The following is a 23,966-nucleotide window of genomic DNA, read 5'->3' on the forward strand; positions in this document are numbered from 1 at the left end:
GGTGCCGGGGCGCAGGTGGGTGACATTGGCCCCCAGTGCCACCAGGGTGCCCATGCCATCGACGCCGGGCACATGGCCTGGCTGCCAGTGGGGATGACCCTGTTCGATGAGTTTCCAGTCCACCGGATTGAAGGCGATGGTCCGGTTGGCGACGAGGACCTCGTCGGGCCCGGGGGTGGGGAGCGCTTGCCGGGTGAGGGTGAGCTGGTCCGGTTCGCCGGGGGCGTGCCAGCACCAGGCCTGGGTATGGTTCATGGTGACTCCTTGAAAGAGAGGGGCGCAGATTGAATCACATGGCGTAACAATGTCTTGGGTTGTTGTTGCACTGGCAAGACAACAAGGCGGACCCCACGCTGGTGGGGTCCGCCCGGGAAGAGGTTCGGCGCCAGCCGCCTTATGCCCGCTCTGCCCCATAGACGGGGTAATCGGTCAGCCCTTTCTCGCCGCCGCCAAACAGGGTGGCGGGATCGTGGGGGGCGAACGGATGGCCGTGGCGCAGGCGGTTCGGCAAGTCGGGGTTGGCCACGAAGGGGCGACCGAAGCCAATCATGTCGGCCCAGCCCGCCTCGATGGCGGCGCGGGCGCGTTCCCCATCGTACTTGCCGGCGTAGATGAGGGTGTTGGGGAAGGCGTCGCGCAGCCCCTGCTTGAAGCTCTCCGCCATCAGGGGGGCGTCGTCCCAGTCCGCTTCGGCGACGTGCAGATAGACCACGCCGAGCTGGCCCAGCAGGCGCGCGGCGGCCAGATAGGTCTCCTGGGGGTTGGCATCCACGGTGCCGTTGAGGGTGGTGAGTGGCGCAAGGCGTACCCCGACCCGGTCGGGACCGATCTCGTCACAGACCGCCTCGGTCACCTCTTTGAGGAAACGCAGCCGGTTTTCGAGCGAACCGCCATAGCCGTCGGTGCGGGTATTGGACTCGGAGTCGAGGAACTGGTTGATGAGGTAGCCGTTGGCGGCGTGCAACTCAATGCCGTCAAAGCCCGCTTCCATGGCGTTGCGGGCGGCCTGGCGAAACTGCCCCACCACGGCGTCGATGTCGGCCTGGGTCATGGCGCGCGGGGTGACGGTCTCCACAAACCCCGGGGCATCGCTGCCGTTGTCGACGAATACCTTCACTCCCTTGGCCTGGATGGCGGAGGAGGAGAGGGGCTGGGCGCCGCCGATGTTGTCAGGATGGGTGACCCGGCCCACGTGCCAGAGCTGGGCGAACATGATGCCCCCCTCGGCGTGGACGGCATCGGTTACCTGCTTCCAACCTGCCACCTGCTCGGCGCTGTGGATGCCCGGTGTCCAGGCGTAGCCCTTGCCCAGGGGATCTATCTGGGTGCCTTCGCTGATGATGAGGCCGGCCCCGGCACGCTGGGCGTAGTAGGTCGCCATCATGGCGTTGGCCACGTCCCCGGGCTGGCTGGCGCGGGAGCGAGTCATGGGGGGCATGACGATGCGGTTGGCAAGGTGCAGCTGGCCGAGGCGAAGGGGGCAGAACAGGGGATCGTGGTGCATGATGGATTCCTCAATCTTTGGGAGTGAGGTGACTCTAAAGGGGATTGTTATTGTGAAAAAGAGGGGGTATTGCAGAAGAGAATTGCCGTTATCGCAGCAATGGCGCGGGAGGGGCCGGGCTCGGGCCAGAAAAAAGAGGGCCAAAGGCCCTCTTTTGCTGCATTGTCATCGATGATCAGGGGGAGAGTGGGGTGACCCGTACTCGCTCGATGCGCCGCTCGCTCACGGCCATGACCTCGAAGCAGAACTGGCCGAGGTGCAACTGCTGACCGACGTCGGGCAGGCTGCCGAAGTGGGAGAGCAACATGCCCGCCAGGGTCACGTACTCGTCGCTCTCGCTCACCAGACCATCGCAGTTCAGTGCCTGCTCCACCTGGTGGATGTTGGTGGTGCCGTGGATGAGCCAGTGCTCGCCCTCGCGCACCACATCGGGGGTCTCGTCCTCGTCCGGCAGCTCGCCGACGATGGCCTCCAGCAGATCGTGGTTGGTGACCAGCCCCTGGATGACGCCAAACTCGTCCGCCACCAGAATGAGGCTGCCCCTGGCCTGGCGCAGCTCCGCCAGCAGCCGGATCACGTTGATGGTCTGGGGCACGATGACGGGCTCGTTCTGTCTGGCTAGTGCTGCCAGGGATTGCCCCTCGTTGAGGGCAAACAGCAGATCCCGAGCCTTGACCACCCCGATGATCTCGTCCAGCTCCCCGTCACAGACCGGGAACAGGCTGTGGGGGGCCCGTTGCAGCAGGGCGCGGATCTCGTCCTCGCTGTCGCTCACGTCGATCCACTCCATCTCGGAGCGCGGGGTCATGATGGTGCGAATGGAACGCTCGGCCAGCGACAGCACGCCGCTCACCATGTAACGCTCCTCTTCACCGAAACCAGGGGGCAGGGGCTGAGCCTGCACCTCTTCTTCGTCCTCCTGCGGGTGGGCTGAGCGTTTGTTCCCCCCCATCAGCTTGAAGATGGCGGCGGTGGTGCGCTCGCGCAGGGGCTGGCGCGCCTCATGGCGCAGGGCACTGCGCTGGGCGAGCTGGTTGAAGAACTCGATGAGCACCGAGAAGCCGATGGCCGCGTAGAGGTAGCCCTTCGGAATGTGGAAGCCGAAGCCCTCCGCCACCAGGCTGAAGCCGATCATCAAGAGGAAGCTCAGGCAGAGCACCACCACAGTGGGATGGGCGTTGACGAAGCGGGTCAGGGGCTTGGAGGCGAGCACCATCACTACCATGGCGATGGTCACGGCCGCCATCATGACGCCGAGGTGATCCACCATGCCGACGGCGGTGATGATGGAGTCCAGGGAGAAGACCGCATCCAGCACCAGGATCTGGGCGATCACCACCCCGAACCCGGCATAGACGCCGGTGCCGCCTTGCTCCTCGGGCTTGGCCTCGAGTCGCTCATGCAGCTCGGAGGTGGCCTTGAACAGCAGGAAGAGTCCGCCTCCCATCAGGATGAGATCCCGACCGGAGAAGGGGTGATCCCAGATGTGCAGCAGAGGCGCCGTGAGGGTGACCAGCCATGACATGATGGTGAGCAGTCCCAGGCGCATCAGCAGGGCCAGGGAGAGACCGATGATGCGCGCTTTGTCCCGCTGGGCGGGGGGCAGTTTTTTCACCAGGATGGCGATGAAGACCAGGTTGTCTATCCCGAGAACGATTTCCAGGATGATCAGGGTAAGCAGACCGACCCAGATTGACGGGTCCAGCAAGAATTCCATGTGATTGACCTCAATGAAGACAGATGCAGTGAATCGTGGTCACGGCGTGGCCGTGGTGACGGAGACGATCGCTTCAGAGGCGTTGGTTGAGCAGGTACAGATAGGCTTTGATGGGAAAAGACGAAGGGCTACTTCGGGGATTGTCCATGATGGGCAATAAAACCTCGGGTCAAAAGTGAGCCCTGATGATAACGGGAATCCCGTATTTGGCAAGAGGGGGCGGGCAGCGCAGGGGGAAGGTTCGCTCGCCCAGCGGGGCGACAGGAGCGGGCGGAGCTTGCCAGGCAAGCCCCGCCTTGCGGCTTACAACCAGCGTTTCTCGCGGGTGAAGCAGACCGAGAGCCAGGCGTCTCCCAGGGTGTCGCCGAGGCGGGACCAGAGCTCCTGGCGCAGGGCATCCTGGCGCTCGACGGGCCACTCCTGGCCGGGGGCCACCAGGATGTTGAGCTCGAGATCGAAGCGGCGGCCGCTTTTTGCCAGGTGGCTGTAGCACTCGACCCCATGGCGCAGGCGCAGGGCTTCGACTTCGCTGGCCACCAGCCGGGAAACATCCCCCTTGGGGGCAATCTTCAGCACTTCCCGCAGGTTGCGACCGAGCACCTTGATGGGAATGAGGGTGGCACACAGGGCCAGCAGCGAGACCAGCACCGGGTCTATATAGCGGTTGTAGTGGCCGTAACCCAGGGTATCGAGCCCGATGGCGACCAGAAAGCCGATGAGCAGGGTGGCGCTGAGCAGGGTATCCACCAGCCACTCCTTGGAGTCCACCCGCACCAGCTCGGAGTTGACCCGCTCGGCCACGTCGGCCTCGATGAGATAGAGGATGCCGCAGAAGAAGGTGGAGACGACGGCATAGATGAGGGCGTGGCCGAGATCGATCTCCCGTCCTCCTGCCAGCAGGGAGGTGATGCCGCCATAGAGGGCACCGAGGCAGAGCAGCAGAATGATGGCGCCGTTGATGACGTTGGCGATGGGTTCGAAGTGGGCGTAGCCGTATTGGAAACGGGCGTCGGAGGGGCGAGTAACCAGGTAGGCAGTGATGAGCCCAAGGCCCGTCATGCCCATACTGAACAGGGTGAAGATGCCGTCCAGCATGATGGCGTTGGAACCGACGAAGAGGCCATAACCGATCCCGAAGATGGCAAAGGTGATGCAACCAAACAGCGACAGGGTCAGCGCCTGTTTTTCGGTGCGAATAAGCGTACTGATAACATGGCTGTAGTGAGCCATAAAAGTCCTCCTTTCAAATGGTGAAGATTGCGCGCGCAAGCGGTTTTCTAGCTGATATACTGCCCGCTCACATGTGAGCGGACTGGTTCGGACACCCGCAAAGAGGCTGGTCCGAACGGTCGTTGTCGCCGGAATGCCGGCATCAAGCAAAGGATGGGAACAAGGATTCATGATCCCGAGACTCGATTACCAGGACAGTTTGTCACCTACAACCCTGCAGTTTCTTGAGTTGCTGGCGCGATCAGCATTTCGTGGTGATATCGAAAAGTCTTATGCAAGCCGGTTGGCGATGGCGACGGATAACAGCGTCTATCAGGTCGTACCTCAGGCGGTTCTCTATCCGCGCAGCGCGGACGATATTGCGGTGATGCTCAAGCTGGCCCAGGGGCCCGAGTACGCAACCTTGAGTTTCTTCCCTCGCGGCGGCGGTACCGGCACCAATGGCCAATCCTTGGGCGGCGGCATTATCGTCGATCTCTCGCGCCATATGAACCAGATCATGGAAATTAATCTGGAAGAGGGTTGGGTGCGGGCCCAGGCCGGGGTGGTGAAGGACCAGCTCAACGCCTATTTGAAGCCTCATGGCTACTTCTTCTCGCCGGATCTCTCTACCTCCAACCGGGCCACCTTAGGGGGCATGGTCAACACCGATGCCTCGGGGCAGGGCTCCTTGGTGTACGGCAAGACCTCGGATCATGTGCTCGGCCTCAAGGCCGTGCTGGAAAACGGCGATCTCATGGCGACCGAGCCGGTGACCGGTCAGCGTCTGGCGGACAAGCTGGCCCTCGAGACCCGTGAAGGGGAGATCTATCGCACCCTCTATCGCATCGGCCGCGAGCGGCGCGCCGACATCGAAGCCACCTTCCCCAAGCTCAACCGCTTTCTGACCGGTTACGATCTCAAGCACCTCTATCAGCCCGAGAGCGACACCCTGGACGTCAGCCGGGTGCTGTGCGGTTCGGAAGGTTCCTTGGGTTTTATCACCGAAGCTAGGCTCAATATCACCCCCATTCCGCGTTACCGCACGCTCGTCAACGTCAAGTACGACAGTTTCCCGTCGGCTCTGCGCAATGCCCCCTTTATGGTTGAGGCCGAGGCGCTGTCGGTGGAGACGGTGGACTCCCGGGTGCTGGGACTGGCCCGCGCCGACATCATCTGGCACTCGGTGAAGGATCTCATCCAGGATGTGCCGGGCAAGGATCTGCAGGGGCTCAACATCGTCGAGTTTGCCGACACCGACGAGGATGCACACAAGGCCAAGGTGGCGGAGCTGTGCCGGCGCATCGACGCCCTGCTGGCCAGGGGGGAGGCGGGGATCATTGGCTATCAGGTGTGCGACCACCTGCCGAGCATCGAGACCATCTATGGCATGCGCAAGAAGTCGGTGGGGCTGCTCGGCAACGCCGAGGGGCGCAAGAAGCCGGTGGCCTTCACCGAAGACACCGCCGTGCCGCCGGAATCCCTGGCGGACTTCATCATGGAGTTTCGCGCCCTGCTGGACGCTCACGGCCTTGACTACGGTATGTTCGGCCATGTCGATGCCGGGGTGCTGCACGTGCGCCCGGCGCTGGACTTGTGCGATCCGGAGCAGGAGGTGCTGCTGCGGCGCATCTCGGATCAGGTGGTGGCGCTCACCGCCAAATACGGCGGCCTGATGTGGGGGGAGCACGGCAAGGGCTTTCGCTCCGAATACAGCCCCGCCTTCTTCGGCGAGCTGTGGGAAGAGCTGCAACGGGTCAAGGGGGCGTTCGATCCGGCCAACCGCATCAACCCGGGCAAGATCTGCATGCCTTATGGCAGCGGCGCTTCGCTTGTCTCCGTGGACGGGCCCAAGCGCGGCAAGTTCGACCGCCAGATCCCGATTGCCGTGCGCGAGAGCTATACACGGGCCCTCGATTGCAACGGCAATGGTCTGTGTTTCACCTTCGAGACCGACTCCCCCATGTGCCCCTCGGTCAAGATCAGCCGCGACCGCCGTCACTCCCCCAAGGGGCGGGCTGGCCTGATGCGTGAATGGCTGCGCCAGTTGTCGGAGCAGGGCTTCGATCCCCTTGCCGAAGAGGTGGCGCTGCAAAGCGGGGGTCTGCGCTTCAAGCAGATCGTCGACAAGTTCCGCAATACGGTGGCCCGCGCCCGGGGCGAGTATGACTTCTCCCACGAGGTGATGGAGGCGATGGAGGGGTGCCTTGCGTGCAAGGCATGCACCAGCCAGTGCCCCATCAAGGTGGATGTACCCACCTTCCGCGCCCGCTTCATGCAGCTCTATCACAGCCGATATCTGCGCGGCCCCAAGGATTACTTCGTGGGCACGGTAGAAAGCTATGCGCCCCTGCTGGCCAAGGCCCCCAAGCTGGTCAACTTCTTCCTCGAAAAAGAGTGGGCCCAGAAGGCGACCGAGAAGAGCATCGGCATGGTGGATGTGCCGCTGCTCTCCGTGCCGACCCTGGCCGAGGAGCTGCGGGATCACCGCGCCCGCTATTTCGATCTGCCGGGTCTGGAGGCCATGAGCCCCGAGCAGCGCCAAAAAGTGGTGCTCATCGTGCAGGATCCCTTCACCAGCTACTACGACGCCCCCGTGGTGCGTGACCTGGTGAAGCTGGCCAGCAAGCTGGGTTATCAGCCCTACCTGCTGCCGTTCAAACCCAACGGCAAGCCTCAGCACGTGAAGGGATTCCTGCGCGCCTTCGCCCGCACTGCTGCCAGCAGCGCCCAGTTCCTCAACAAGGTGGCGGCCCTCGGCATCCCCATGGTGGGGGTGGACCCCTCTCTGGTGCTCTGCTACCGGGACGAGTACGTGAAGGCGCTCGGCCCCGCCCGCGGTGATTTCCAGGTGCTGCTGCCCCAGGAGTGGCTGCTCTCCCTGCCTGCCGAGGCGCTGCCGCTGCGAGAAGAGGCTGGCTCCGACCCCTGGTATCTGTTTGCCCACTGCACCGAGAAGACCGCCAAGCCCACCACCCACGGTGACTGGAGCACCCTGTTTGGCCGCTTCGGTGCGCGTTTGCAGCCGGTGTCGGTGGGTTGCTGCGGCATGGCGGGCACCTATGGTCACGACGCCAAACAGGTGGAGAACTCCAAGGGGATCTACGGTCTGAGCTGGGCCGAGCCCCTGGCTCGCCTGCCGCAAGCCCGTTGTCTGGCCACCGGTTATTCGTGCCGCAGCCAGGTCAAGCGGATGGAGGGGGAGAAGCTCAAGCACCCGCTGCAGGCCCTGCTGGAACTGCTCTGATGCTCCACTTTCCCAAGGGATTCCGGGTGCCAAAGGCCTATCGGCACCCGCATTTTCTGTTGCTCCCCACCACGCCGTCCCAGGCCGTGGTGGAGTTTGTCGCCATCCTGCGCGAGCGGGAGCAGCTCCATCAGCTGTTTCGCCCGGACGATGTGTGGCCCTCCGCCCATTTCAGCCTGAGTCAGCACGAGGCCGATTTGGAGTGGCAGCACTCCGAGTTTCTGGCCAAGCGCTCCTTTGCCTATGGCCTCTGGAGCCCGGACAGGGAGCCCCGCTTCTGGGGCGGGGTTTACCTCTATCCGTCGGTGCTGCCGGAGGTGCAGGTGGAGCTCTTCTTCTGGAAGGTGGTCGAGGCGCCGCTCACTGACAGCGAACTCGAAGCCGAACTGCGCGCCTGGCTCGGCAAGGTATGGCGCTGGTCCGAGCCGCGTCTGCCGGGGCGGGACGGCCCCTGGGCCGAGTGGCCAGGGGTGACCTATCCCTGGTGAGGGTCAATCTCGATGCAAGATGCCCCGGCGTGGGCATCTTTTTTTTTGCGCCTTTTTCGCCGACACTGCTGGTTTGCCGCTACAGCGCAGCGATAACCCGTTGATCACGCAAGGAGTCCGCTCACCATGAGTCAAGAAAGCAGCCCCATCTGGCGCAAACCCATGAGCCTGGAGGGGCTCAACGCCAGCTCCCGCAACACCCTGATGGCCCACCTCGACATCGTCTACACCGCCTTTGGCCCCGACTGGCTGGAGGCCACCATGCCGGTGGATCACCGCACCCATCAACCACTCGGCATGCTGCACGGCGGCGCCTCCGTGGTGCTGGCGGAAACGCTGGGATCGCTTGCGGCCAACATGGCGGTGGGGGAGGAGAGTTATTGCGTGGGGCTGGAGGTGAACGCCAATCACCTACGGGCCAAGCGAGAAGGGATGGTGACGGGGCGCTGCGCGCCGCTGCATCTGGGGGCGACGACTCAGGTGTGGCAGATCGAGATTCGCGATGAACGTGGTCGTTTATTGTGCACCAGCCGATTGACCATGGCGGTGCTCAAGCACAAGCGGGACAAGGACTCTGGCGAAGCGTGATCGGCAATAACGCATCATGAGTGAAAAATAAGCAAGCCATAGTCGCGAGATCCCTCTATAATTGCCAACGTCTTGAGACACCTATCACATTTTTCAAGACAGCAGAACAAAGTGGCGCTATAATCGCCGCCTTTTTGCTATTCCGCGGTGTTAGCCGCCTGCCTTAATCTGGAAGAATCTATGTCTGATACCGAACAACTGCCCCTTTTTAGTGAGCTTGGACTGGCCGCGCCTGTATTGAAAGCGCTGCAGGACGTGGGCTATGAGCGCCCGTCTCCCATCCAGGCCGCAGCAATTCCCCACCTGATGGCGGGACACGATCTGCTGGGGCAGGCACAAACCGGTACAGGGAAGACCGCTGCTTTTGCCTTGCCTCTGTTGTCTCGTCTGGAAGCTGGTAACCGCAACACCCAGATCCTGGTGCTGGCCCCGACCCGCGAGCTGGCCCTGCAGGTGGCTGAGGCGTGCCAACGCTATGCCCACCACATGCCCGATTTCCACGTGCTGCCCATCTACGGCGGCGCTTCCTACGAAACCCAGACCCGCGCTCTGCGCCGCGGTGCCCAGGTTGTCGTGGGTACCCCGGGCCGCGTGATGGACCTGATCCGTCGCAAGAACCTGGACCTCTCCGGTCTGAAAGCCCTGGTGCTGGACGAAGCGGACGAAATGCTGCGCATGGGCTTCATCGACGACGTGGACTGGATCATGGATCAGTGCCCGGCCGGTCGTCAGGTTGCTCTGTTCTCTGCCACCATGCCGGAGCAGATCCGTCGTGTTGCCCAGAAGCACCTGAAGCAGCCCAAAGAGATCAAGATCGCCTCCAAGACCGCGACCGCAACCACCATTCGCCAGCGTTACTGGCAGGTGACCGGTCTGCACAAGCTGGACGCCATGACCCGTCTGCTGGAAGTGGAATCCTACGAAGCCCTGCTGGTGTTCGTGCGTACCAAGAACGCCGCCGAAGAGCTGGCAGGCAAGCTGGCTGCCCGTGGTCACGCCTGTGAAGCGCTGCACGGTGACATCCCGCAGAAGCTGCGTGAGCGTACCGTTGACAAGCTGCGTCAGGGCCAGCTGGACATTCTGATCGCCACCGACGTGGTCGCCCGCGGTCTGGACGTTGAGCGCATCACCCACGTAGTGAACTACGACATCCCCTACGACACCGAATCCTACGTTCACCGTATCGGCCGTACCGGCCGTGCCGGTCGCAAGGGTGAAGCCATCCTGTTCGTGGCGCCGCGCGAGCGTCGCATGCTGCGTGCCATCGAGCACGCCACTCGTCAAGCCATCGAGCCGATGAAGATGCCGAGCACCGAGGACATCAACCAGCACCGTCTGGCCAAGTTCAAGGAGCGCATCCGCGAAACCATGATGGGCGAAGAGCTCGAGATCTACCACAACCTGGTGAACGAGCTGATCGAAGAAGACTCTGCCGATCCGCTGGAGCTGGCTGCCGCACTGGCCAAGCTGGTACAGGGTGACCAACCGCTGCTGCTGGATGACTCCATCCCGGATCCGGTGTTCAACGCCGGCAACGATCGCGGTGGCTTCGAGCGTCGTGAGTTCAACGACCGTGGCGGTCGTGACTTCGGTGACCGTGGCGATCGTCCGGCCCGTCGCATGCCGTCCCTCGAACCGCGTCCGCTGAAAGACAACCCGGACGTGGAGATGGAGCGTTACCGTGTCGACGTGGGCGCCCATCACGGCGTCAAGCCGGGCCAGATCGTGGGTGCCATCGCCAACGAAGCGAACATCGAGAGCCGCTTCATCGGCAACATCGACATCGCCGATGACTTCTCCACCGTCGATCTGCCCAAGGGCATGAGTGCCGAGGTGCTGGAAGTGATCAAGAAGGCCCGTGTCTGCCAGCGTCCGCTGCAGATCACCCGTTACACCGAAGTGCCGGCCGGCGGCAACACTGCTCCCCGTCCGCCCCGTGGTGATCGTCCGTTCCGTGGCGACCGTCCTTTCAACAAGGATCGCCGTCCCCAGGGGGATCGTCCCTTCAACAAGGATCGCCGTGAAGGCGGTTTCGACAAGGGTCGCAAATTCGGTGGCAACAAGCGCCGCGACAGCTAAACCCTGACTGCACTGATGAGAAGGCCGCTCCATGGAGCGGCCTTTTTTGTGTCTGTTTTTCAGATGCCTAGCGAAGATTGTCACCTTTTTCCGGCCGTAGCGGGCACCCGGTTTTATGAGGAGCCAGTGAAAAGAAAAATGGTGCAATCCATTTGCCTGGGGGTGGCGCCTGGTGTCATTCTTTGGGAAGCGATTGGGTACTTTTGGAAGGCGCAGAGATAGTTGCTGGTTGCAAACGACTGCGACTTTGGTCTGAAGGTGCATTCTGTTGTTTTCATATGAGTCAGCAGAGTGAGATGAATAAATAAACCGTATGACAGGGAGGTGCGTGATGGGCAAGTGGCTTGGCAAGGTGTTGCTGATATCTGGATGGCTCGTGTCGGGTATGGTGTTGGCGGAGGAGCCCTTCTTCAGAATTGCGGGGGCGGGGTGCTGCAATGGCAAGGGGGAGGTGGTGCTGACCCGTACCGAGTTTGAGGCCTTGCCGCAGACGGAGGTTAAGACGGGGACGCCCTGGACCGAGGGGGAGCACCTCTATCGCGGGGTGTTGCTGCGGGACCTTGTCAGGATCTACGGTCTCAAGAGCCAGGAGGTCAAGGCACTCGCGGTCAATGAATACTGGGCCGCACTGCCGCTGGAAGACGGGGAGAAGTACCCGGTGCTGGTGGCCGAGAAGCAGGATGGCAAGGCGCTGACTCTGCGCAACAAGGGGCCGCTCTGGGTCATTTATCCCCTCACCGACCATCCCGAACTCAACAAGGAGCTCTATCACAGCCGGATGGTGTGGCAGCTGACGGCGCTGGAGAGCAAATAAGATGCTGCGCGGCAAGTTCTTGAGCCTGATCCTGATGGTGACCACCTTTTTGGGGGTGACCCTCTGGTCGGTCTGGAACTATGACCGCGCGTTCAATGCGGTGACGCGCTACACCCAGCTCTCCGCCTGGGCACTGGCTCAGCTCGAGCTGGAGATCCACGCCTTCGAGGAGGGCTTGCAGCTCTATCGTGCCGGTGCCGCCAGCCGGGAGGAGATGAACAAGCGCTTTGACATTGCCTGGAACCGGCTCGATGTCTTCCTGCACGGGGAGGAGGCAAAGTCGGTCAGGGCCCGATTCGGTGCGGACAAGGCGGTCGGCAAGATCCTCGCTCTCTTCGAACGCTATGAGCAGGATGTGGTGCAAGGGGAGCCGAATTCCCCTGCACTCAAGATGTTCACGGCCGCGCTCGATGACGAGATGCGCGGGGTGCGGGACGTGATGGTGAAAAACTTCACCGGGCCTTCTGCCATCGCCCAGCGCGAGCTGCTCAACGAGTCGAAAACCCAGAACTTCTTCATCCTGGGATTTCTGATGTTGGCGACCATGGTGATGTTGATGGTGCTGTTTCGCGAAGTGCGTCGCCAGCATTTTCTGGCGTGGAACGACCCTCTCACCCGTCTCCCCAACCGGGCGGCGCTCATCAAGCACCTCCAGCAGTGGACCAGCCATCCCGGTCGGCGCAGCAGCATCACCGTCTGTCTCATGGATCTGGGGCATTTCAGGGAGGTCAATGACAGTCTGGGTTACGAAGTGGGGGACGCCTTGCTCAAACGGCTTGCGGCGCGGATCAAGGCCGCCTCTGGCCAGGGGATCTTCGTTGCCCGAACCGGCAGTGACGAGTTCACCCTCATCATCACCGGCACCATGCCCACCTATCTGCGCTTCCCGTTTCTGGATCAACTGCGCAGCGAGCTGGCGGATCTGGTGTTTGCCGCCGATCCGGCGCACCGGGTGCGGGTCTTCATGGGCACCAGCCAGTACGTGAAACCGGATCATTCACCGGAAGAGATGCTGCTGTTTGCCGATATCGCACTCGACAGCGCCAAGCGCAAACGGCTGAATCGCAATGTGCTCTTCTCCAGCAGCATGTATCAGCACTATCAGCGCAAACGCCGGCTGTCGACCGAGCTGCGGGAGCTTATCCACTGCCCGCAATGCCCGCAACTGGCCCTTTACTATCAGCCCATCGTGCGCGGCCAGAGTGTGGTGAGGCTGGGGGCGGAGGCGCTGATACGCTGGCATCATCCGGAATATGGCTTTATTGCCCCCCTCGACATCATCTCGCTGGCAGAAGAGAACGGGTTGGGTGAGGCGCTGGGGGGCTGGATCATCCGGCGCATGCAGATCGACCTGTCCGGCTTCCCGGAGGAGGCGCTAGCACCGCTCGAGATCTCCATCAACCTCTCCAACTCCATGTTCAACATGGGGTTGGCCAGGGAGATTGAAGAGAAGATGGGTGACGGTCCGTTGGGACTGCACCAGTTGATAGTGGAGCTGACCGAAACCATCGCCCTTGATGACATCGCCCTGAGCAAGCAGATCATCCACTCCCTGCGCCAGATTGGGGTGCGGGTGGCCCTCGATGACTTCGGGACCGGCTGGTCCTCGTTCTCTTACCTGCGTGAACTCTATTTCGACAAGCTCAAGATCGACAGATCCTTTATCACCGCGATCGACAGTGACACCCGGCAGGCGCTCTTCGTCGAAACCATCACCACCCTCTCTCATCAGTTGGGGGTGCGCGTCGTGGCAGAAGGGGTGGAAAACAGCGATGAGCTCAAGGCGGTGCTCACCATAGGGGTGGATGAGATCCAGGGTTATTTCTACTCGCGTCCCTTGCCGCTGCCGGAGTTCATGCAGTTCTGTCACCGCTATTTCGCCCACAGCGCCGCCATTCAGGAAGTGGCACTGGGCTAGCCTTGGGGCAATCGAGCTCCTGTAGCCTTGTCTTCGAGTCCCTCTGTTCGATTGTTCCTAGTTGATATTTCATCCCGACACCTTTCTCCCATGGCAGGACCTCCCATTACGCGGTTTTCTTGTGCCTCCTGCCAGAACGAGGGTGCGAGAGGGCAGGCCCGGTGCTACCTTGTGCCACGAACAGTGCCACAGGGCAGAGGAGCCATAGATGGATCGCTTGGGGGTGATGGAGGTGTTCGTGCTGGCGGTGGAGACCGGCTCGTTTTCGGCGGTGGCCCGCCGACTGGGGATGGGGCAACCCACGGTTTCCAGATTGATTGCCCAGCTTGAGGCGCACCTTGGCAGCCGCCTGTTGCTGCGTTCGACCCGGGGGCTGGCGCCTACCGAGGCCGGAGAGGCCTACTATTTGCGGGCGAGAGAGATCCTGGCCCAGGTCAACGAGGCCGATGCCATGGTGCAGCAATGCCGGGCCGGGCTGAGCGGGCGTCTGCGGGTGAGCGCTCCCGTCACCTTCGCCCGCCTGCATATCATTCCCCATCTTGCCGGTTTTCTGGCGGCTCACCCGGGACTGGATCTGGAGATCCTGCTGGATGATGGCAATGTGGATCTCATTTCGGCGGGCATCGAGGTGGCTCTGCGGATCGGCAAACAGGCCGACTCGTCGCTGGTCGCCCGCTGCCTCGCCCGAAGCGACATGCGGGTGCTGGCGACGCCGGCCTATCTGGCCGCCAAAGGAGAGCCTGAGACCCCTCAGGCTCTGCAACAGCATGATCTGGTGCTTTACAGTCCACGGCCCGGGGTGGGGCAGCAGTGGCGATTTCGCCGCGGCGTCGAAGAGAAGGTGGTTTCCGGAGAAGGCAGGCTGACGGTCTCGGCGGCCGAAGGCATGCGCGCCGCCGTGCTGGCAGGACTGGGGCTCGGTATCGCCTCGGAGTGGATGTTTGCCCCCGAGCTTGCCCGCGGCGAGGTGGTGGCGGTGCTGCCCGAGTGGCAACTGCCCATGCAGGAGCTCTGGACCCTGCTCCCGGCAGGTCGCCAGCCTGGTGCCAAGGCGAGCGCCTTTCTGGCATTCGTGACCGGCCTGCCCGGCGTGGGGCATACGCCAGCGGAATAACTGTTATGGTCCCCACCGCTCTACTGGTGGCGACGCTCCCCGGGTAGGCTGTGCGCATGGGGCCCGTATCCTGGCGGGAGCCCTTCTACCACGAGGAGAAGATCATGAGTACATCGCCTTCTGCCGGAGGGGCCGCAACCCCCGGCCCCTCCCTGCTCTTCGCCATGGCCCTGTCATGCGGCCTGGCAGTTGCCAACATCTACTACAACCAGCCCATGCTGGCGGTGATGGCGCAGGACTTTCCCGGGCACTCGGGCATGCCATTGATCGCCATGCTGACCCAGCTCGGCTATGCCATGGGTCTGCTTTTGCTGGTGCCGCTTGGCGATGTGGTCGAGCGCCGCTGGCTCATTCCGGGGCAGTTTGCACTGATCGCGCTGGCTTCCCTGCTGGCGGCCACGGCCACGAGTGCCACCACCTTGATGCTGGCCTCCGTCCTGCTCGGCATCGGGGCCACGGCGGCCCAGCAGATAGTTCCGGTGGCGGCGACCCTGGCAGATCCGGCCCGCCGGGGTGCCGTGGTCGGCAGCGTGATGAGCGGCCTGCTGGCCGGAATACTGCTCAGCCGCACCGTCGCTGGCCTGGTCACCGCTTATGGCAGTTGGCGCACCATGTTCTGGCTGGCCATTCCCCTGGCCCTGTCGGGGGCTCTGCTGATGGCCAGGATGATACCGTCCGGATTGCCGCGCTCTCCCCTCGGTTATGGCCGTCTGCTTCACTCTCTGGTCGGTCTGTGGCGCGAGGAGCCCGCCCTGCGCCGCGCGACCCTGACCCAGGCCTTGCTGTTTGCCTCCTTCAGCGCCTTCTGGACCGTGCTGGCGTTCTACCTGGCCGAACCTGCCTATGGGTTGGGGGCCGACATGGCGGGTCTGTTCGGGGTCATCGGGGTGGCTGGGGTGGTTGCGGCCCCTTTGGCAGGCCGGATGGCGGATCGGTTGGGGGCCAGACCAGTGGTATTGGCCGGTGCCGTGCTGGTGGTGCTTGCCTGGATCTGCTTCGAGCTGTGGCTCTCTCTGGCCGGGCTGGCGTGCGGGGTCATCTTGCTGGATCTCGGAGTGCAGAGCGCACTCATCGCCCATCAGCAGCGCATCTATGGTCTGAGACCTGAGGCCAGGGGGCGCATCAATACCCTCTTCATGACCGGCATGTTCCTGGGGGGAACCCTCGGCTCCAGCCTGGGGATGCTGGTCTGGCAACAGGGACACTGGCTCGGGGTGGGAGCAGCCGGCATGGGGTTGGCCCTGGTTGCCTGTCTCTGCGCCCTGGCCGGCAGGCGGGGGCTGCAACCGGCCATCTGAGGCATGTGCAAGACAAGAAAGGCGACCCCGGGGTCGCCTTTTGTCTGTCTGCTCGGGATGGACTCAGAGCACCATGGCGGCAATCCAGCCGAAGATCACCAGGGGGATGTTGTAGTGGATGAAGGTTGGCACCACGCTGTCCCAGATGTGGTCGTGCTGACCGTCGGCATTGAGGCCCGATGTGGGGCCGAGCGTCGAGTCGGAGGCGGGGGAACCCGCGTCCCCCAGCGCGCCCGCGGTGCCCACCAGGGCGATGGTCGCCATGGGCGAGAAGCCGAGGTGGATGCACAGGGGCACATAGATGGTGGCGATGATGGGCACGGTGGAGAAGGAGGAGCCGATCCCCATGGTGATGAGCAGGCCCACCAGCAGCATCAGGAAGGCCGCCAGTCCCTTGTGACCTGCCATCATGCTGGAGACGGACTGCACCAGACTCTCCACCCCGTGGGTCTCCTTCATGACGGCGGCGAAGCCTGCGGCCGAGATCATGATAAAGCCGATGAGGGACATCATGCGCACACCCTGGGTGAAGGCATCCTGGCTCTCGCGGAATTTGATGACGCCGCCGCAGGTGAAGATGATGAAGCCTGCGAGCGCCCCCAGCACGATGCTGTTGGTCATCAGTTGCAGACCGAGTGCCACGGCGATGGCCAGCAGGGCGACCCAGATGTGGTTGAGATTGAGCTCGACCGTCTCGGGTTCGGCGGCCAGGATCTTCTCCAGATCATACTGACGCGGCTTGCGGTAGCTGAAGAAGACGGCGATGAGCAGGCCGAGGAACATGCCGAATACCGGGATGGCCATCGCCAGGGGCAACTGGCTGAATTCCACCGGTACGCCGTTGTCGACGAGATTCTTGGCCAGGATGTTGTTCAGGAAGATGCCGCCAAAGCCCACCGGCAGCAGCATGTAGGTAGCGGTCAGACCGAAGGTGATGACGCAGGCCACCTGACGGCGGTCTATCTGCATCTGGGCCATGACATGCAGCAGCGGCGGGATCAGGATGGGAATGAAGGCGATGTGCACCGGGATCAGGTTCTGGGAGGAGATGGAGACCGCGAGCACCGAGGTGAGCAGCAGGCTCTTGACCCAGAGAATGCGGGTGCTGCTGGCATCCTTGCCGAGCTGGTTGATGACCTTGCGGGCCAGCAGATCGGTGATGCCGGAGCGGGAGATGGCTACCGCGAAAGCCCCCAGCATGGCGTAGGAGAGGGCGATTTCTGCACCGCCGCCCAGGCCGCCGGTGAAGGTGCTGAGGGTCTGCTCGAGGGAGAGTCCGCCGAGCAGGCCACCCACGATGGCACCGATGGCGAGGGAGACCACCACATTGATCCGCAGCAGGCTGAGCACCAGCATCAGCGCCACCGCGATAACAACAGGATTCATTTGATTTCCTTATGGATTGTGTTGCTGTCAGTCGTGTGAAAGCCAGCTAGTTTGCGAAAAACAGGCTAAATGTCGAGAAAAAAATCGGCAGATCCCGGCCAAGGGACGCATCTTCTGCTGGCGGTGAACGGGAACCGGGAAAATGCCCCCTTCTTCCTTGCCCAGACAGGTCCCCTCATGCAGACAGGCTGCCATGGGCAGCCTGTCTGGGCAGGGGCTGGGAGTGTTCAGCCCTCGTCTTCGGTGTCCGTCGTTTCATCCGGGTTGGCCAGAGGCCAGCCTCCCAGGCTCTTCCAGCGATTGACGATGTGGCAGAAGAGCTCTGTGGTGCGCTCGGTGTCGTAGAGGGCCGAGTGGGCCTCTTTGTTGTCAAAGGGAATATTGGCGCTCTGACAGGCCTTGGCCAGCACCGTCTGCCCCAGGGCAAGACCCGAGAGGGCGGCGGTGTCGAAGGTGGCGAAGGGGTGGAACGGATTGCGCTTGAGGCCGGCCCGCTCGGCGGCGGCCATCACGAAGCCGTGGTCGAAGGTGGCGTTGTGGGCCACTATGATGGCGCGACCACAATCCTGCTCCTTCATGCCCTTGCGCACCCCCTTGAAGATCTCGGTGAGTGCTTCCTTCTCGTCCACCGCGCCCCGCAGCGGGTTAAAGGGGTCGATGCCGGTGAACTCCAGCGCCGCTTTCTCCAGATTGGCGCCCTCAAAAGGCTGGACATGAAAATGGAAGATCTGGTCAGGGACGAGCCAGCCCTGCTCATCCATCTTGAGGGTGTGGGCGGCTATTTCCAGCAGGGCATCGGTCTTGGCATTGAATCCGGCGGTTTCAACATCGATGACGACGGGGTAAAAGCCGCGAAAACGGCCCTTGAGGGTGTGAACGGCGTCGGTCATGGTATCTCGGTCGGCGTGAAAGGAGGCGGCATTATGGCAAAAAAGCGTGCCCTTGTCCCTTATCTGCCGCCATGGGACGGCAAGAGGGCCATTTTGAAACACCTGTGCTTATAATGGGCGACGTCAACCATGGAGGGAGAGGACGATGAAGAAGCTGGGATTGGCACACAAGATGATGTTGGTGGTCTGTCTGCCGCTGTTGGCCCTGCTTGAAGTGCTCCCAGTGAATTGATCACTGGTGACATAGGTTAGGGAATAAGTGGGATCAGCAGGGATAAAGTGGGATCGAATCAGAAGTGACGCGGCCTGCAGAGTGATTGCAACTCTTCAGGCCGTGTTCGTTATGGAAGATCGTCAGAATGATCAATGGATCTGAAATCGGCCAAAAAATCCGAGTGAATTGATCACTGGTGATTTTGAGACGCGGCCTTTAAACGAGCTTTAAACCTTGGTCTTTACACTGCCTGATGCCAGCAGCTTCTGATATTCATGCTTTGAGATCTGCCGAACACCACACTTGCATTCATCACTGTTGGGCGGGAAGTGCGTTTCCCACCATGGATCATCAATAGGCAGCACCACGCCATCCCACTGAGGATGGCAAGGAACCTTGCTAGGGCCAAGCGTATACAGCAGGTATGGCAATGCGCGCTTAGTACGTTGAATTCTTTGCCATTGTTGCTTCGCTCTCTCTATTCTATTCTCCATCTCACTCCCCTATGTCATGTGCAATGTGAACAACCTGGCCGATCACCTCAAAGGTATGCTGCTCGTCCTTCGGTACCTCGATCGGCTGGTAGTGCTTGTTGTCGCTCAGGAGCAGCCAGGCGCTCGGCAGCACCTGCAGACGCTTGACCCATAGCTGGTCATCGTTGCGCACCACGTAGATGTGGCCATCAACCGGCCGCGTTCGGCCAAGATGCACTACCAGGGTGTCGTTGTTGCTGATGGTGGGCTCCATGCTGTCGCCTTTGCTCCAAACGATCGCCAGCTCTTTCTCGTCAAACCCGCGCCATCTCAGCCACTTACGGCGAAATGCCAAATGCCTGCACGGCTCCAGCTCGCCCTGCGTCAGGCTGCCGTGGCCTGCTGATACCTGCACTCGGTAGCCAGGTATCAACGCAAACTCATCCAGAAACGCAGAATAAACCGTTGCATTCTCATTGACGCCAGTCAGCGTGATCTTGGGTTGCTCATAGGGTGTGCTGGAAGGGGATTGATGCTCAACATGAACCCCATCTGGGAAAAGGCCTCTTTTTTCAAGCTCGTCTAAAACGTACTGAGGAAGGATCGATGCGTGATATTCGAATGCTTTGGTACCTGACCGCTTACGTTTAACTCCATCCTTACCTGCGCTTAGCCGCTCCAGCTCGTCCCTTGCTCTTCTGTCCGTTGTGGGCATTCCTTCAATACCAGCAACTTCGGACGCAATGACCCATGGCGTTCGTTTCTCACCATGGGATTCGGACGCTCCGTCCGTTTCATTTATTTCAGCGTCCGATTTATCTAAGATATTGTTTTTCATCAAATTAACCTGTTTTTGTTATGTCATCTTCAAATCACGAAACGGACGACACGAAAATAAATTCGTCCGTTTGTATTGCCTTTCCGTCCGATTCGTCTCTATACTCTCGTTAACTTAGTCAGTTAACCAAGTAGAGTTACTAAGATGAGTAATCACAGAGTGTCGCAGAAACGGACGGAAAATGGGAGTGACTGGCATCGCGCAGATGTTGTTGCCGCCTTGAAAAAGGTTGGGATGTCAGTTTCTCAGTTGTCACGCGATGCAGGGCTTTCCGCTTCTACATTGCAAAACACCTTTCGGGCTCCTTGGCCTAAAGGAGAGCGCATCATTGCTGATGCACTCGGCCTTTCACCAGAAGATATCTGGCCTAGCCGGTATCAACCCCTTTTGAAGAAAGCAAGCTGAGGGGGCTGGTATGGAATGGTTCACTGCAAATGAGGTCGCTGGTGTAGCAGGAATGCCAACATCAGAAAGACGCTCCAGAGACCAGCTTAATCGGCTGGCCGATGGCAACCCTGAAAAATCCCGCCAACGCGAAGGCAGCAAGGCGACTGAATACCACATCAGCATCTTGCCACCCACCGTCCAAGCCGCCCTGCTGCGCAAGTCCGGCAAGGTCAAGGTCGGCGCTATGACGCTGGATCTGCCAAAGCCAAAGGCGCCGCGCTACTGCAAAGAGCAGCTGTGGGCCAACTGGAGCAAGGCCAACGACAAGGCACACGACAAAGCCAAGGAGCGGGTCAGGGCAGTGCAGGCTGTGCATGCCCTGGTTGCCAGTGGCAGCACCCTGATGCAGGCCTACGAACATATCTCTGCCGAGTTTGATATCGCCCTGCCGACCCTGCGCCGCTACTGCGCCGCGGTGAAAGGCTTCGACGATAGCGACTGGCTGGCGGTGCTGGTGCCAAAACAGCAACAGGCCGCGCTCGAAAACCGCACTGGCAAGCTGGCCAAGGTGAGCGAGCAGGCGTGGGAGTTCTTCAAGGCGGATTACCTGCGCAACGAGCGCCCGAACGCCGCCAGCTGTTACGAGCGCCTGAAACTGGCCGCCCGCGATCAGAGCTGGGTGGTGCCGAGCATCAACAGCCTGATGCGCCGCATGGATCTGGAAGTGCCGCACATCCAGCAGGTCATGCTGCGCGAAGGTGAGCACGCCATGATGCAGCTCTACCCGCCGCAGGAGCGCACCATCGAAGGGCTGGATGCCATGAGCTGGATTAACGGCGATGGCTACCTGCACAACGTGTTCGTGAAGTGGTTTAACGGCGAAGTATTGCGCCCGAAAACATGGTTCTGGCAGGACATCTACAGCCGCAAAATCATCGGCTGGCGCACCGATATCAGTGAAAACACTGACTCGATCCGCCTGTCACTGATGGATGTGTGCAGCAAATACGGCATCCCCCGTGAAATCACCATCGATAACACCCGGGCGGCAGCCAACAAATGGATGACCGGCGGCGTGGCCAACCGTTACCGCTTCAAGGTCAAGGAAGATGATCCGCTCGGCATGATCCCCATGCTCGGCATCAAGCTGCACTGGTCCAGCGTACTGCTGGGCAAGGGCCACGGTCAGGCCAAGCCGATCGAACGCGCCTTCGGCGTGGGCGGTCTGGATGAAATCATCGACAAGCACCCAGCGCTGGCAGGTTGCTACACCGGCCCTAACCCGATGGACAAGCCAGACAATTATGGTGAACGGGCGGTGGATGCAGAGGAGTTTCTGCGCGTGGTTGCCGAAGGCGTGGCCCATTACAACGGCAAGCTGGGCCGCAATACCGAGGCCTGCCGTGGGGTAATGAGCTTCGACCAGGCATTCGAACAGAGCTATGCCCAGGCCGCAGTGCGCAAGGCGACCAGCGAACAGCTGACCATGATGATGCTGCAGTCAGAAGCCTGCCGCGTTCATCCAAAACATGGGTCAATCAGGCTGGAATCTGGCGGCACCATCCGCAATCGGAGCAACCGTTATTACCACCCAGACCTTGCGGAATATGCAGGGCAAAAGGTGGTGGCACGGTTCGACCCGCAGCGCCTGCACGAGGCGGTGATCGTCACTACTCTCACCGGCCTGCATATCTGCGAAGCGGTCTGTCAGGAGAAGGTGGCCTTCGGCGATACCCAGCAAGCCCGCGAACACAAGCGCAAGCGCACTCAGTTCGTCAAGGCCAACAAGGCTGCGGCGCTGGCCCAGAAAGGCATGTCGGCAATGGAGGCCGCCGCGCTGCTGCCCAGCATCAGCGACGAAGAGGCGCCAGAGGCCAAGGTGGTCGAGATGGTGCGCCCGGTCAGCATTGGCAATGCCGCCGTGGCCATCCAGCCGATGACCCAGCCGGTCGCCACCCCGCGCAGTGAAGCAGAACCCGCAATCGACTTTGAGGCCCGCTTTCAACAGGCCGCCGCAGCCATGGCTGCAAAACAGAAAAACCGGATTTAACCGGCATTTAAACCACAAAAAAAGCGGCCATACGGGCCGCCTGAAAGGAGTAATTCAATGACCAATGTAGTCGCACTCGACCAAACCGGCAATACCGATGCCATCACCCGCATCAAGGCGTTGCTGGAACAGAGCATCGTCACCCAAGCGCAGATCGCCAAAGAGGTTGGCGTCAGCCCATCCACCATCAACCAGCTGCTGAACGGCAACTACAAGGCCGACCAGGCGCCGATGATGCAAAAGCTGGCCAACTGGCTGACCGCCCGCGACCAGCGCGCCGATGCCCCGCGCGATCCCGGCTTTGTGATGACCGAGACCGCCAAACAGATCATCGCGGATATGAACTACGCGTTGGCTACCGAGAGCATCGTCATCATCCACGGCATATCTGGCGTGGGCAAAACCACCGCCCTGCGCGAGTTCCAGCGCCAGAACAACAACGTCTGGGTGATCACCACCTCCCCGAGCCGCAGCACCATGACCGAATGCATGTATGAGCTGGCCATGGAACTGGGGATGGAGAACGCCCCCCGCCTGCGTGGCCCGCTGGCCCGCGCCCTGCGCCGCCGCCTGCTCAACACCAAAGGTCTGATTGTGGTGGATGAAGCGGACCACCTCGACCGCCCCACGCTGGAAGAGCTGCGCATTCTGGTGGAGGAAGTGGGGATCGGCATGGTGCTGGTCGGCAACTCCCGCGTTTACACCCAGCTGACCGGCGGCCAGCGCAGCGAAGATTTCGCCCGCCTTTACTCCCGCGTCGCCAAGAAGCGCGCCCTGACCAAGGCCAAGAAGGCCGATGTGATGGCCGTCGCCAGCGCCTGGAACATAGAAGGCGATGCCGAGCGCAGCCTTCTGGTGCAGATCAGCGAACGCCCCGGCGCCCTGCGACTGGTCAGCAAGAACTTGAAGTTGGCAGTGGCCTGCTCCGGCGGCGAACCGCTGACCGAGCAAGTGCTGCGGTATGCGTTTAACGAGCTGGAGGGGGAGTGATTCATGGCAAATCCACCGAGCAATAAGTGCAAGTTCAAGGTCTGGACAGAAACGCTGGTGATGGATGGGACAGACACCATCTCAAACGCTGCGACCTTCATATTCGACTCAATCCCGTCAGTGGAGTTGAAGCGAAAGGCGCTAGAAAAAATGCAAGCCTCATATGAAAAGCAGCTTGCCAAGCAGCAGCAGGTTGAAGGGGAAAACTGATGAACGCACCCAAGGAACAAACCAGCTTCTACGGCGTCAAGACCGCGCCATGGACGCACGTCCACCTGCTCAGCGGTCGCAAGGGCCGCGTGGTTGAGCAAAGCGATGGCGAAGTGGTGATCCAAGACGAGAAGGGCTGGGCACAGAGCTACGACGAAGACCGGCTGCACCTTACCTGGGCGCCGCTGAACAGTGATTCACAAGGAGAGCAAGCATGAACATTCATACCACTCCCATCGGTATCAAGGCCCAGCGCATGGCCTGCCGTCTGCGCCAGTTCGGTTGCCAAGTGCTGGCCATAAAATCAACCCCGCAGCGCCCGCTGATCGAGATTGCCTATCCGACCGACGACCTGCGCAAGGATGCCATCGAGATCATCGAACAGGTTGATGGCCTGCGCCGCCGCGCCTACGCCGCCCGCCTCAACGGCTGCATCGTCCACTGGCGTGAAACCGCCACCCGTGACGAGTTCGAGCGCACTGCTGATATGGCAGCCAGCGAATACATGGCCTATCGGGCCGCCGGTTTCCCCGCTTAACAGGAGCAACAAGC

The 23,966-nt window shown here is 61.4% G+C and carries 22 protein-coding genes; 14 read left to right on the forward strand and 8 right to left on the reverse strand.

Features of this window, described 5'->3' with window-relative positions; all coding sequences use genetic code 11:
- The 4 genes from AACR77_RS16405 to AACR77_RS16420 all read right to left on the reverse strand — a co-directional run.
- Positions 1-255: alcohol dehydrogenase catalytic domain-containing protein (locus AACR77_RS16405; RefSeq protein WP_042882828.1), on the reverse strand; the 255-nt coding region annotated here is incomplete at its 3' end.
- A gap of 139 nt (positions 256-394) precedes the next feature.
- Positions 395-1,504, reverse strand: a complete 1,110-nt coding sequence (locus tag AACR77_RS16410; protein ID WP_042882831.1) for an alkene reductase — start codon at positions 1,502-1,504, stop codon at positions 395-397.
- Positions 1,505-1,679: 175 nt separating this feature from the next.
- Positions 1,680-3,221, reverse strand: coding sequence for a TerC family protein (locus AACR77_RS16415; RefSeq protein WP_039038766.1), 1,542 nt, complete (start codon positions 3,219-3,221; stop codon positions 1,680-1,682).
- A 303-nt stretch (positions 3,222-3,524) separates the two neighbouring features.
- Positions 3,525-4,451, reverse strand: a complete 927-nt coding sequence (locus AACR77_RS16420) for a cation diffusion facilitator family transporter (RefSeq protein ID WP_041214996.1) — start codon at positions 4,449-4,451, stop codon at positions 3,525-3,527.
- Positions 4,452-4,620: 169 nt separating this feature from the next.
- Between AACR77_RS16420 and ydiJ the strand changes: the two genes are divergently transcribed.
- The 8 genes from ydiJ to AACR77_RS16460 all read left to right on the forward strand — a co-directional run bounded on the left by ydiJ (position 4,621) and on the right by AACR77_RS16460 (position 15,976).
- Positions 4,621-7,677: a D-2-hydroxyglutarate dehydrogenase YdiJ gene (ydiJ, locus tag AACR77_RS16425; RefSeq protein ID WP_042882834.1), complete on the forward strand. Its 3,057-nt coding sequence runs from the start codon at positions 4,621-4,623 to the stop codon at positions 7,675-7,677.
- Complete coding sequence (locus tag AACR77_RS16430; protein ID WP_042864014.1) at positions 7,677-8,165, forward strand: hypothetical protein; 489 nt, start codon at positions 7,677-7,679, stop codon at positions 8,163-8,165. The genes ydiJ and AACR77_RS16430 overlap by 1 nt, the downstream gene beginning before the upstream one ends.
- Positions 8,166-8,291: 126 nt before the next feature.
- Complete coding sequence (locus tag AACR77_RS16435) at positions 8,292-8,753, forward strand: hotdog fold thioesterase (RefSeq protein WP_042882837.1); 462 nt, start codon at positions 8,292-8,294, stop codon at positions 8,751-8,753.
- 180 nt (positions 8,754-8,933) lie between these two features.
- Positions 8,934-10,832, forward strand: coding sequence for a DEAD/DEAH box helicase (locus AACR77_RS16440; protein WP_029314717.1), 1,899 nt, complete (start codon positions 8,934-8,936; stop codon positions 10,830-10,832).
- A 331-nt stretch (positions 10,833-11,163) separates the two neighbouring features.
- Positions 11,164-11,646: a molybdopterin-binding oxidoreductase gene (locus AACR77_RS16445; protein WP_010675103.1), complete on the forward strand. Its 483-nt coding sequence runs from the start codon at positions 11,164-11,166 to the stop codon at positions 11,644-11,646.
- Between the two features lies 1 nt (position 11,647).
- Entirely contained in the window at positions 11,648-13,564 is a 1,917-nt protein-coding gene (locus AACR77_RS16450; protein WP_042882839.1) for a putative bifunctional diguanylate cyclase/phosphodiesterase, read from the forward strand.
- Between the two features lie 208 nt (positions 13,565-13,772).
- Positions 13,773-14,678: a LysR family transcriptional regulator gene (locus tag AACR77_RS16455; RefSeq protein ID WP_042882841.1), complete on the forward strand. Its 906-nt coding sequence runs from the start codon at positions 13,773-13,775 to the stop codon at positions 14,676-14,678.
- Between the two features lie 104 nt (positions 14,679-14,782).
- Complete coding sequence (locus AACR77_RS16460; protein WP_042882911.1) at positions 14,783-15,976, forward strand: MFS transporter; 1,194 nt, start codon at positions 14,783-14,785, stop codon at positions 15,974-15,976.
- 63 nt (positions 15,977-16,039) lie between these two features.
- Here AACR77_RS16460 and AACR77_RS16465 read toward each other — a convergent pair whose 3' ends face one another.
- From AACR77_RS16465 to AACR77_RS16480, 4 genes are all read right to left on the reverse strand, one after another.
- Positions 16,040-17,362, reverse strand: coding sequence for a Na+/H+ antiporter family protein (locus AACR77_RS16465; protein WP_039038758.1), 1,323 nt, complete (start codon positions 17,360-17,362; stop codon positions 16,040-16,042).
- A gap of 227 nt (positions 17,363-17,589) precedes the next feature.
- A complete protein-coding gene (rnt, locus tag AACR77_RS16470; protein WP_010675098.1) occupies positions 17,590-18,252 on the reverse strand; it encodes a ribonuclease T in 663 nt (220 codons plus the stop codon).
- A 441-nt stretch (positions 18,253-18,693) separates the two neighbouring features.
- On the reverse strand, positions 18,694-18,960 hold the full coding sequence (locus AACR77_RS16475) for a hypothetical protein (RefSeq protein WP_139739496.1): 267 nt from the start codon (positions 18,958-18,960) through the stop codon (positions 18,694-18,696).
- Position 18,961: 1 nt separating this feature from the next.
- Positions 18,962-19,777 (reverse strand): S24 family peptidase, encoded by an 816-nt coding sequence (locus AACR77_RS16480; RefSeq protein WP_197055498.1) that lies wholly within the window; start codon positions 19,775-19,777, stop codon positions 18,962-18,964.
- 144 nt (positions 19,778-19,921) lie between these two features.
- On the opposite strand from AACR77_RS16480, the gene AACR77_RS16485 reads away from it, so the two are divergent.
- The 6 genes from AACR77_RS16485 to AACR77_RS16510 are packed head-to-tail and all read left to right on the forward strand — an operon-like array spanning position 19,922 to position 23,952.
- Positions 19,922-20,182 (forward strand): helix-turn-helix domain-containing protein, encoded by a 261-nt coding sequence (locus tag AACR77_RS16485; RefSeq protein WP_081999482.1) that lies wholly within the window; start codon positions 19,922-19,924, stop codon positions 20,180-20,182.
- A 10-nt stretch (positions 20,183-20,192) separates the two neighbouring features.
- Positions 20,193-22,214 carry a transposase domain-containing protein gene (locus AACR77_RS16490; protein WP_042882843.1) on the forward strand — a complete coding sequence of 674 codons (2,022 nt, stop codon included), beginning with the start codon at positions 20,193-20,195 and terminating at the stop codon, positions 22,212-22,214.
- A 57-nt stretch (positions 22,215-22,271) separates the two neighbouring features.
- The gene (locus AACR77_RS16495; RefSeq protein ID WP_042882845.1) at positions 22,272-23,204 is read left to right on the forward strand and encodes an AAA family ATPase; all 933 of its coding nucleotides are present in this window, start codon (positions 22,272-22,274) and stop codon (positions 23,202-23,204) included.
- A 3-nt stretch (positions 23,205-23,207) separates the two neighbouring features.
- Positions 23,208-23,414 (forward strand): hypothetical protein, encoded by a 207-nt coding sequence (locus AACR77_RS16500; RefSeq protein WP_042882847.1) that lies wholly within the window; start codon positions 23,208-23,210, stop codon positions 23,412-23,414.
- On the forward strand, positions 23,414-23,632 hold the full coding sequence (locus AACR77_RS16505) for a hypothetical protein (RefSeq protein ID WP_042882850.1): 219 nt from the start codon (positions 23,414-23,416) through the stop codon (positions 23,630-23,632). The genes AACR77_RS16500 and AACR77_RS16505 overlap by 1 nt, the downstream gene beginning before the upstream one ends.
- Positions 23,629-23,952 carry a hypothetical protein gene (locus AACR77_RS16510; RefSeq protein ID WP_042882852.1) on the forward strand — a complete coding sequence of 108 codons (324 nt, stop codon included), beginning with the start codon at positions 23,629-23,631 and terminating at the stop codon, positions 23,950-23,952. Before AACR77_RS16505 ends, AACR77_RS16510 begins: the two co-directional genes overlap by 4 nt.
- Positions 23,953-23,966 lie beyond the last annotated feature (14 nt).

Source organism: Aeromonas sp. ZOR0002, assembly GCF_963866995.1.
Taxonomy (GTDB): domain Bacteria; phylum Pseudomonadota; class Gammaproteobacteria; order Enterobacterales; family Aeromonadaceae; genus Aeromonas; species Aeromonas caviae.

Excerpts from the sequence above, each read along its gene's own strand:
- AACR77_RS16415 (WP_039038766.1), bottom strand. The coding sequence starts at position 3,221 with ATGGAATTCTTGCTGGACCCGTCAATCTGGGTCGGTCTGCTTACCCTG.
- AACR77_RS16480 (WP_197055498.1), bottom strand. The coding sequence starts at position 19,777 with ATGAAAAACAATATCTTAGATAAATCGGACGCTGAAATAAATGAAACG.
- rnt (WP_010675098.1), bottom strand. The coding sequence starts at position 18,252 with ATGACCGACGCCGTTCACACCCTCAAGGGCCGTTTTCGCGGCTTTTAC.
- AACR77_RS16420 (WP_041214996.1), bottom strand. The coding sequence starts at position 4,451 with ATGGCTCACTACAGCCATGTTATCAGTACGCTTATTCGCACCGAAAAA.
- AACR77_RS16430 (WP_042864014.1), top strand. The coding sequence starts at position 7,677 with ATGCTCCACTTTCCCAAGGGATTCCGGGTGCCAAAGGCCTATCGGCAC.
- AACR77_RS16440 (WP_029314717.1), top strand. The coding sequence starts at position 8,934 with ATGTCTGATACCGAACAACTGCCCCTTTTTAGTGAGCTTGGACTGGCC.
- AACR77_RS16445 (WP_010675103.1), top strand. The coding sequence starts at position 11,164 with ATGGGCAAGTGGCTTGGCAAGGTGTTGCTGATATCTGGATGGCTCGTG.
- AACR77_RS16490 (WP_042882843.1), top strand. The coding sequence starts at position 20,193 with ATGGAATGGTTCACTGCAAATGAGGTCGCTGGTGTAGCAGGAATGCCA.
- AACR77_RS16485 (WP_081999482.1), top strand. The coding sequence starts at position 19,922 with ATGAGTAATCACAGAGTGTCGCAGAAACGGACGGAAAATGGGAGTGAC.
- AACR77_RS16410 (WP_042882831.1), bottom strand. The coding sequence starts at position 1,504 with ATGCACCACGATCCCCTGTTCTGCCCCCTTCGCCTCGGCCAGCTGCAC.
- AACR77_RS16450 (WP_042882839.1), top strand. The coding sequence starts at position 11,648 with ATGCTGCGCGGCAAGTTCTTGAGCCTGATCCTGATGGTGACCACCTTT.
- ydiJ (WP_042882834.1), top strand. The coding sequence starts at position 4,621 with ATGATCCCGAGACTCGATTACCAGGACAGTTTGTCACCTACAACCCTG.
- AACR77_RS16495 (WP_042882845.1), top strand. The coding sequence starts at position 22,272 with ATGACCAATGTAGTCGCACTCGACCAAACCGGCAATACCGATGCCATC.
- AACR77_RS16455 (WP_042882841.1), top strand. The coding sequence starts at position 13,773 with ATGGATCGCTTGGGGGTGATGGAGGTGTTCGTGCTGGCGGTGGAGACC.
- AACR77_RS16460 (WP_042882911.1), top strand. The coding sequence starts at position 14,783 with ATGAGTACATCGCCTTCTGCCGGAGGGGCCGCAACCCCCGGCCCCTCC.
- AACR77_RS16505 (WP_042882850.1), top strand. The coding sequence starts at position 23,414 with ATGAACGCACCCAAGGAACAAACCAGCTTCTACGGCGTCAAGACCGCG.
- AACR77_RS16500 (WP_042882847.1), top strand. The coding sequence starts at position 23,208 with ATGGCAAATCCACCGAGCAATAAGTGCAAGTTCAAGGTCTGGACAGAA.
- AACR77_RS16475 (WP_139739496.1), bottom strand. The coding sequence starts at position 18,960 with ATGGAGAATAGAATAGAGAGAGCGAAGCAACAATGGCAAAGAATTCAA.
- AACR77_RS16435 (WP_042882837.1), top strand. The coding sequence starts at position 8,292 with ATGAGTCAAGAAAGCAGCCCCATCTGGCGCAAACCCATGAGCCTGGAG.
- AACR77_RS16510 (WP_042882852.1), top strand. The coding sequence starts at position 23,629 with ATGAACATTCATACCACTCCCATCGGTATCAAGGCCCAGCGCATGGCC.
- AACR77_RS16465 (WP_039038758.1), bottom strand. The coding sequence starts at position 17,362 with ATGAATCCTGTTGTTATCGCGGTGGCGCTGATGCTGGTGCTCAGCCTG.